A 9,053-nucleotide genomic window follows, 5' to 3' on the forward strand; every position below is an offset into this window, starting at 1 on the left:
ATGTTAGAAAACCTGTCAGTATTATTCGGAGATATCAGCGGACGTATGATTATACGGTCGGCGGGGGAGATATTTCTTATTTATATAATGCTTTACGCCGTCCTCAGAATTATGCAGGGTACGAGCGGCACAAGCATTTTAAGAGGTGTGGCGTTTATTATTGTTTTGATCTCCGTAGGTATATTGTTTTTTATCAGGAAACTGCAATTATATACGATCAATTGGCTGGTAACGGAATTTGTGCCGGTGTTTATTGTGCCAATGATTATTTTATTTCAACCGGAATTCCGGCGTGCATTGTTTAGGCTTGGGCAGAGCCCTGTTTTCAGCGCCATGGCAAAACCTGATTACCGGGTAGTTGATGAAATACTTAAGGCTGTCGGCATTTTATCAAAAAAGAGAATAGGCGCGCTTATTGCAATAGAAAGGGAAGCAGGCCTGAACAACTTTGCAGAAACCGGGATTAAACTAAATGCTGATGCCACCTGTGAACTGCTATGCTCTATCTTCTGGCCAGGTTCTCCATTGCACGATGGTGCGGTGATTATTCAGGAGCAGAAAATAAGCGCTGCCGGATGTTTGTTGCCGCTTACCGGAAATAAAGAATTATCAAAAGAGCTGGGAACACGTCACCGGGCGGCTGTCGGGCTTACAGAGGAAACGGACGCAATTGTGATTGTTGTATCTGAGGAGACGGGCAATGTGTCTGTGACATACAAAGGGACATTGAACCGTGGGGTTGATGACAAAGAATTGAAAAAGATTCTGAACGAACTATCCTCTGAAAAGTTTAGCCTTTCCAGGACTAAATAGTCGTGATTAAAGAAATAATTACCGGCAATCTTCTCACAAAATTTATGGCATTAGTGATGGCAATCGCCCTCTGGCTGTATGCAATTAACAGGCATACGGAAGATTTGACAGAGGTTGTGAGGCTATCAGTTTCTGTCCCAACAGGAATTACGGTGCTTGAGCAAAGTGCGGAAGATATTGTGGTGCATCTCAGAGGCCCTCAAAATGTGATTGAAACGACGAAGGGTCTGATCAAAGACCAAAAAGTTCATGCAAAATACGTTATCCAGGAATCTCCGGAGGGAATTGAGGATCAAATCAAACAGACGGTAATTATTGGCAGAGAGCATCTCGGCCTGCCTAATTCCGTCAAATTAATATCCGTTTACCCTGAAAAGGTAAGCGTCTTACTGGGGAAATTGCAAAAAAAAAGGCTTAAGGTTAATTTGCAAAAAAAAGGGGAGCCTGCTATCGGATATACTATTGCGAACGAATTTGTTTTTCCAGCCGAAGTAGAAGTTGAAGGCCCTTTGAATGCTTTAAAAGAGGTTGTATCTATTAACACGATACCTGTCGATATTGGAGGTATTACCGTTGAACAAAACCGCACTTTTCCCTGGCGAATTGAGATTGATCAAAAAGTAACCATTAAACATGGAGATAAAAGCATTACGGTGCCTGTTGTCTGCGATCAGGATATACGCATGTGGCTGCAGGTTGTGGAAAAACAGGAAACCATGGTTGTAGAAAAGTTAAAAATAAAAATACTGATGCCGGATAATTATCCGTATGTTATTAAATTGAGAGATGAGTACGTCAATGTAAAAATAAAAGGTTCAAAGCTTTTGCTGGAAAAGCTGAATCCGGAGGATATCTTGCCATATGTTGATGTTACTTCATTAAAACCCCCGGGCCCCTACAAACAGCCGATTAAATGCCATTTAAGCAAAAATCTTGAAATTGTTGGTAAATTGCCAGATGCCCACCTTGATATCCGGGAAAGGGAGAACCCTTCAGAAAGCGGAAAACAATGATAAAGTTAGGAGTAAACATCGACCATGTTGCCACCATCCGCCAGGCAAGAAAGACGTATGAACCTGATCCTGTGACTGCCGCCTCTTTTGCAATTCTTGGCGGCGCAGATATTATTACCGTTCATTTGAGAGAAGACAGAAGGCACATACAAGACCGGGATATACTATTACTCAGGGAAACGGTTTTTACCAAACTAAACCTTGAGATGTCCATTGCGGATGAAATTGTAGACATAGCAATTAAAACAAAACCCGAACAGGTCGCCCTCGTACCTGAAAAAAGGCAAGAGATTACCACCGAGGGCGGGCTTGATGTAACGTCACAAAAAAGTGTTATTGGCAGGGTGGTAAAACGCCTTGCCGATGCAGGCATATTGATAAGTCTTTTTATAGATCCTGAAGAAGAACAGATTGTGGCCGCAAAAGAGGTTGGGTCACAGTTTATAGAACTGCATACAGGTAATTATGCAAATGCAAAGGATGTGGACTTAAGGGCGAAATGGATGGAAAAACTCAGGCAAGGCATTAAGATTGCGCATGGTTTAGGTTTAAGGGTAAATGCAGGGCATGGGTTAACCTATCAGAATGTTGGGTCTATCGTGGAATCACTGGATGTAGAAGAGTTGCATATCGGGCATAGCATCGTTTCCCGATCTGTTTTTGTCGGAATAAAAAAAGCCGTACAGGAAATGAAAGATTTGATTTTCAGGCACAGTATGGCAAAGCAGGGGACTTCGTTGGACTAACTTGGTGTTTAAGAATTTCAATATTTTTTTTTACTTTGGATAAACGATTGCATTTCAAAAGGTAGAAAGCATTATTTCTTGCGTACCATAATTGTGTTTTTGTTATTTCTGAAAAAGGAGCTTGATTATGTTTAAAGGTTCCCTGGTGGCCTTGGTAACCCCCTTTAATAATGGACAAGTTGATTATAAAAAATTAAAAGAGCTTGTTGAATTTCATATTGAGAACGGAACAAATGGAATCGTTCCCTGCGGCACAACCGGCGAGGCCGCAACGCTTTCTTTTGAAGAACATGAACAGGTGGTAAGCGAGGTGGTAAATTATGTATCCGGCAGGATACCCGTTATCGCGGGAGCGGGGTCGAACAATACCAAAGAAGCCATCCATTTGACAAAACATGCCAGAAAAACAGGGGCAGACGGCGCTTTGGTCATTACTCCTTATTATAATAAACCAACCCCTGAAGGGCTTTACCGGCATTATAAAGCAATAGCAGAAGAGGTTGATATTCCCATTGTAATATATAATGTACCTTCCAGGACGGGTATTTCTATTTTGCCCGAAACCGTGGCAAGGCTTGCTGAAATGAAAAACATTGTGGCAATAAAAGATGCTACCGGGAATATCGATCAGGCAACGAAAATATTGCAACTGTGCAATATAACAGTTCTTTCCGGAGAAGATTCCCTTATCCTCCCCATTATGTCCGTGGGAGGGAAAGGGGTAATATCGGTAACCGCCAATATAGTTCCGTCCGATACCGCCACTCTCGTCAGGCATTGTTTAGAAGGCAATTTCGGGAAGGCGCTGGAATACCACTACAAGCTCTTTCCGTTATGCAAAGGGATGTTTGTTGAGACAAATCCCATTCCTGTGAAGACGGCTATGAAATTATTAGGGAGGCTAAACGGTGAGATGCGTTTGCCGCTGTGCGAGATAACGAAAGAAAATGAGGAAAGACTAAAGACTGTATTAGAGGATTATGGATTATTGTCATAGAGGAGCTTTTTTTTGATAGATAAGGAAAAAATTCAGGCGGCTATACGTTTATTTATAGAAGGCATCGGAGAAGACCCCAACCGTGAAGGATTGCAGGAAACACCTGAAAGGGTCGCCGAAATGTGCGAAGAGATATTTGCGGGTATCGGGCAGGATTCTCACTCTGTAATTAAGGTATTAAAATCTGAAAAATACGATGAAATAGTTCTTTTAAAAGACATTCCTTTTTATTCCATGTGTGAACACCATCTCCTTCCTTTCAGTGGAGTTGCCCATGTTGCCTATATCCCTCAGGGGAACAGGGTAACGGGCATTAGTAAACTTGCCAGAGTGGTTAATATTGAAGCAAGGCGGCCACAGGTACAGGAAAGGCTTACTACCGATATTGCCGAATCTATCATGAAGGCATTAAAACCCAAGGGTGTTCTCACCATCATTGAAGCAGAACATCTCTGCATGACCATGCGGGGAATAAAAAAACCCGGCACAAAGGTACTAACTTCGGTAGTAAGAGGCATCTTTCGCGATAACCCTGCCACCCGTGCGGAAGTTATGGCATTAATCAAGGGACATTAAAAATCCGTAACATTTTGTAACTATTCAGCGTAATCTATTAAACTACTGAAAAACAACAGGCCTGAAGGGCAGAAAGCATATAGCCAGGGGTGAAGCCCCATAAGCGCTAACTTGTTTTTGATATTTTTCCCTTGTCTGCCGTCAGGCAGAAAGGAGTCTAATATCGAATATCGAACAAGGAATAATGAATGTCGAAGGATAAGAGAATATTTGATCTTGAAGCATGTCCTCATGTATATGGGGAAACGTTAATAGATTTTGCCTTTTTTGTAACAAGCGTAAAAACCGCGAAACAAAAGGAGGATAAGAAAACCTCATAATTCGAAATTCCTTGTTCGATATTCGTTATTCAATACACGGTTACATTAATCCGTAATTTTAAGTTAGCGCTTATGGGGCTTCACCCCCTGCTATATACTGACAGCCTTTCAGGCCTAACCTTGAAATTCCTAAACGTTTAGGGGACACTTCCCATATTTCTTGCTTGATTTGGTGGAACAATAAGGGAAGTGTCCCTCATTGTTCCCTCATTGTTCCCTCATTGTTCCCTCATTGTTCCTGTTTTAACATTACTTTGTTAAAAATTAAGCGGCGATTTTTTTCTTAAAGCGAGCGGATTTAATTTTAAAATATTCTTGTGAGAGTTTTTCGTTCTTTGATAAAGCGTTTGTTGATGAGAATTCAAGCAGGGAATTGATTGCTTTTTTGAATTCATTAAAGGTAGAAGGTTTTGTTTCCATGATTTTATCCAGATACTTGTGCTGAGCTTGTCGAAGTAAGCGTTTTGTTTTATCCAATAAACGAATGTCCATGAGATCAGACAAATATTCCAATATCGCTCAATCTTGTCAATGTGCCTTACCTGATAATGATCGAAATAAAAAGTATCCTTCAATTCCTTGAAACAGTGTTCAATACCCCAACGCAACAGATAGTTTGTGATAACCGTTTTTACAGAGGCGTCGAGTTGATTGGTGATAAGGACATGATATTTTTTATCATCTTCCTTGTTCCATTTTCCCAAAATTATCACAAACTTCAACGGGACATTGCAACCATTCAGTTTGGCGTCAAACGTGTAGGTTTTATAGGAAACTTCACTTCCATCCGCGGATTTTAAAGTAACATACTTGATTTTGTCGGCATAATGCTTTTTGATGAGGGTCACGAGCTCATCAGGTTTGACACGACAATATTTTTGTTTTTCCGGATGGTACATGAAGATATTTCTGTTTGATTTTATTTCTGAAAAAAAGTATTTCTTTTTTGCGTGAATATGCTCGAGATACCGTTGAGAGGCATACCATGAATCGAAGGCAATTGCTGAAAAATCAAAGACGTTCAAAGCAGCATCAAACATATCCATTGCTATTTGTATTTTGTCTTTAAATTTGGGGTCATCTTTACCTTCCCCGAACTCATCGGCAGGAAGGTAGGGAATAACATCCAGAGGAAAATGTTTTGTTTTTGAGACAAATGCCGCGCCAACAACAACATTGCAAGTTTCCGGCCTTTTAAGTGGACCGCAATATTGCCATTTGGCTGCCTCTGTATTTTTAGCATAGGGCTTTGGACATCCGGTATCATCTATGGTAAGGATGCTGTCTTTTGTCAATGCCGTGGTTCTTTGTTTTTGGATAATGTCCATTCTTTTCTGCTTTAATGCGGGTAAATCCCATTTGGATTCAGAAAAGAAGTATTGAAATTTCTGGTAATCCTTATGAACGGCTTGCGCCATGGCCTCCAGAGAATTTCTTTTATAGTCTTTAAACATTGCGTAGACGACAAGGAGAAACATTGCAAATTGTTTTTTAGTAAAACACGATGCAAAATGTTCAAGAAATTTATTTAATAACGATATGTTTGTTCTGAAAATACTCAAATCCTTTGCTCCGGTAATTGATTGTGTAAAAAATTTACAAGTGCAATTAATACCGGAAGTAAAGGCTAAAATCAAGAGTAAATATTTGTCGCAAAGCATTGCTAAGTCATAAGTTGTGGCCGACTCGACTTACGACTCAGAAATATTTTTCCAGACGCATTTTTTAACAAAGTAATGTTTTAAATGTTGAAAAACAATATATTCAAATTATAATGCGAATGTAAGCGTATGCTTACAATTGCAAATCAATTTTATTTGAATAAACAACAGTATTCGTTATATATCATGTCCGGTCATCAGGAAGAAGCACACTCGGCGAGGAAAAAGATTCTGGAAACGGCATTGAAGCTTTTTTCAAAAAAAGGCTATCTTGGCACAACTACGAGAGAGATCGCAAAAGAGGCGGGTACTGCAGAGGTAACGATTTTCAGGCATTTTATATCAAAAGAAAAACTTTTTGAAGAAGTTTTAAATACCTATTCGTTTCTTCCGGCTTTACAAGGACTTCTTCCGGAGGTTGTTGAAATGAATTATATGGAAGCATTGACTGTTATTGCGGAAAGATTTCTAGATACGCTTGCCGCAAGAAAAGACATAATAAAAATAATGCATATTGAAATACAAAGATATCCCCAAAAAATCCTCAAAATGTATCATGCGTTTATTGATGAAATTTTTAAAACGCTGGCTTCTTATTTCACAACGATGCAAAAGAAAGGGGTTCTTCGGGAGTTTAATGCTGAAACTGCAGCACGTGCCTTCCTTGGGATGTTATTTTCCTATTTTGATGTAAAGGAATTTCTCATGTGGAAAAAATACAGAATTGATGATTCAGATGCGATTATAAAGGAATTTGTAGATATCTTCGCGTCAGGGACAATGAAATAATTTTGACGTATTATATATCCGTTAATGCTCAATATTCAATTCTCAATGTTCAATATAAAAGAATAAAGGCAAATGAGCAACAATTTGAACATTGAGCATTGAGCATTGAATATTGAATATTAATTTTCAAATACGAAATCGGATTTCATCGTTAGATATTTTGCCAAAACGTAAATTTACTTTTTTAAGGATACCTTATGTTTATGCGGACGTGTTATTTTCTTATCGTGCCTTTTGTACTACTCTCAACTATTTCATTGCTTTTCGGTCAAAGCGAAAAACAGAGTCCACCGCCGCTTGTTGTTGTTTCAGAAATCACCTCCGGCATGATGACTCCAAAGACTGAATTTGTGGGAACGGTAAATTATCCCTATATATCGGATGTTGCGGCTGAAGTAAATGGCAAGGCAGACTATGTAAACCTTGAAGAAGGTTTTAGGGTAAAGAAGGGAGAGTTGCTTGTAAAAACGAATTCGGATTTACTGAGAAAAGAAATTAAAGCGAAAAAGGCGTTAAGAGATCAGGTTTTATCCGACATCGATCTGGCGTTATTAAACAAACAAAGGGTTGAAAAACTGTATCAAGAAGAAGTCGTTTCTCAACAGGTGTATGATGAAATTATATTTAAATTGCTGAACTTTGAAAAGAAATCAGATTCAATAAAAGCGGAATTGGAATCGCTCTCCATCGAACTTCAAAAGAAAAACATACGGTCACCCTTTAATGGCGTAATATTAAAAAAATATGTGGAAGTTGGAGAATGGCTTACGCCAGGCACTGCCATCGCAACCATTGCGCAAACCGATGTGGTTGAAGTAGCCCTCAACGTTCCTGAAAAGATATGTTTGTTAATGAAACAAGGCATGGATGCCGTAGTCAAAATTAACGAAAAAATGTTCAAGGGGAAAATATTTGCCGTGATTCCCCACGGCGATGTGTCAACAAGAACGTTCCCTGTAAGAATAAGAACAACAGACGCTGAAACGCTTATGTCCGGCATGGAGGCGATAGTATCTTTGCCCTCCGGATCAGAAATGAAATCTCTTCTGGTGGACAGGGATGCAATAATCAACTTTTTCGGAAACACGGTGGTTTTTGCGGTAAAGGACTCACAAGCATATATGACGCCGGTTCGCGTACTGGATTACAGTGAAACAAAGGCTGGCATTGAAGGAGTTGGCCTTATGGAAGGAACAGAGGTGGTAATAAAAGGAAATGAACGGCTTCGTGACGGCCAGAGAATAAATGTAAAGAGAGAGGGGAAATAATCTTTTGGACAGCATCAGATTTTCCATTGAAAAACCGGTTACTATTATAGTTGGGATTATCTTTGTTGTGCTTTTCGGGGTAATCAGCCTTCTCACAATGACATACCAGTTAAGTCCCACCATTACCGAACCTGAAATTACGGTTACTACTACGTGGATGGGGGCGACTCCATACAACATTGAACGCGAAATAATCGAAGAACAGGAAAAGGTTTTAAAGGGCATACCCGGACTTGTAGAAATGGAGAGCGAGTCGTTCGACGGTATGGGTTCAATTACACTAAAATTCACAATTGAAACAAGAATTGACGATGCGTTGTTGCGGGTCTCCAATAAACTCAACGAAGTGCCTGAATATCCTGAAAATGTTGATAAACCAATAATCAATCCCACGGGAAGCGCGGCGTCACCCGTTATATGGATTATTTTGCATGCAACGGAAGACAATCCCCGCTCGATTTATTCCTACAGGACATATTTTGAAGACGAAGTCAGACAATATCTTGACCGGGTAAAGGGGGTTGCCGATCTTGCGATTCATGGCGGGACTGACAAAGAGATGCATATCATTATCAATCCCCAGAAAATGGCTGCATACGGTGTAACAATAGCGGAACTTGTTTCTATCTTAAAAGCGGAAAACGTGAATATCTCTTCAGGTATTATGGGCATTGAGAGAAGAGATTACCGGATAAGAACGGTTGGGGAATTTAATTCGGCGGAAGAAATTGAAAATATCGTAATAAAATCCGATGGCCAGCAGCGAATCGTACTTTCGGATTTGGCAAAAGTCAGTTTTGGTTATGAAAAACTAAGCAATGTAATGCTCCATAATGGCGAAGAAGCCATTGCAATTGGCGTAAAACCGGA

Annotated in this window: 10 protein-coding genes; 9 read left to right on the forward strand and 1 reads right to left on the reverse strand. The window is 39.9% G+C overall.

Annotated elements, in window-relative coordinates:
- The 6 genes from cdaA to ABJL82_RS14960 all read left to right on the forward strand — a co-directional run bounded on the left by cdaA (position 1) and on the right by ABJL82_RS14960 (position 4,465).
- The gene (gene cdaA / locus ABJL82_RS14935; protein WP_347275501.1) at positions 1-813 is read left to right on the forward strand and encodes a diadenylate cyclase CdaA; all 813 of its coding nucleotides are present in this window, start codon (positions 1-3) and stop codon (positions 811-813) included.
- Between the two features lie 2 nt (positions 814-815).
- Positions 816-1,826 (forward strand): CdaR family protein, encoded by a 1,011-nt coding sequence (locus ABJL82_RS14940; RefSeq protein WP_347275502.1) that lies wholly within the window; start codon positions 816-818, stop codon positions 1,824-1,826.
- Entirely contained in the window at positions 1,823-2,572 is a 750-nt protein-coding gene (locus tag ABJL82_RS14945; RefSeq protein ID WP_347275503.1) for a pyridoxine 5'-phosphate synthase, read from the forward strand. Before ABJL82_RS14940 ends, ABJL82_RS14945 begins: the two co-directional genes overlap by 4 nt.
- 127 nt (positions 2,573-2,699) lie before the next feature.
- The gene (dapA, locus tag ABJL82_RS14950; RefSeq protein WP_347275504.1) at positions 2,700-3,569 is read left to right on the forward strand and encodes a 4-hydroxy-tetrahydrodipicolinate synthase; all 870 of its coding nucleotides are present in this window, start codon (positions 2,700-2,702) and stop codon (positions 3,567-3,569) included.
- Positions 3,570-3,581: 12 nt separating this feature from the next.
- The gene (gene folE, locus ABJL82_RS14955; protein ID WP_347275505.1) at positions 3,582-4,145 is read left to right on the forward strand and encodes a GTP cyclohydrolase I FolE; all 564 of its coding nucleotides are present in this window, start codon (positions 3,582-3,584) and stop codon (positions 4,143-4,145) included.
- 188 nt (positions 4,146-4,333) lie between these two features.
- Entirely contained in the window at positions 4,334-4,465 is a 132-nt protein-coding gene (locus tag ABJL82_RS14960) for a hypothetical protein (protein WP_347275506.1), read from the forward strand.
- Positions 4,466-4,722: 257 nt separating this feature from the next.
- Here ABJL82_RS14960 and ABJL82_RS14965 read toward each other — a convergent pair whose 3' ends face one another.
- Positions 4,723-6,027, reverse strand: a complete 1,305-nt coding sequence (locus tag ABJL82_RS14965) for an IS701 family transposase (protein WP_347275507.1) — start codon at positions 6,025-6,027, stop codon at positions 4,723-4,725.
- 228 nt (positions 6,028-6,255) lie between these two features.
- On the opposite strand from ABJL82_RS14965, the gene ABJL82_RS14970 reads away from it, so the two are divergent.
- The 3 genes from ABJL82_RS14970 to ABJL82_RS14980 all read left to right on the forward strand — a co-directional run.
- Positions 6,256-6,915, forward strand: coding sequence for a TetR/AcrR family transcriptional regulator (locus ABJL82_RS14970; RefSeq protein WP_347275508.1), 660 nt, complete (start codon positions 6,256-6,258; stop codon positions 6,913-6,915).
- 203 nt (positions 6,916-7,118) lie between these two features.
- Positions 7,119-8,183, forward strand: coding sequence for an efflux RND transporter periplasmic adaptor subunit (locus tag ABJL82_RS14975; protein ID WP_347275509.1), 1,065 nt, complete (start codon positions 7,119-7,121; stop codon positions 8,181-8,183).
- Positions 8,184-8,187: 4 nt separating this feature from the next.
- A partial coding sequence (locus ABJL82_RS14980; RefSeq protein ID WP_347275510.1) for an efflux RND transporter permease subunit occupies positions 8,188-9,053 on the forward strand: 866 nt, incomplete at its 3' end.

The organism is Candidatus Kuenenia sp., from assembly GCF_039794105.1.
Lineage (GTDB): Bacteria > Planctomycetota > Brocadiia > Brocadiales > Brocadiaceae > Kuenenia.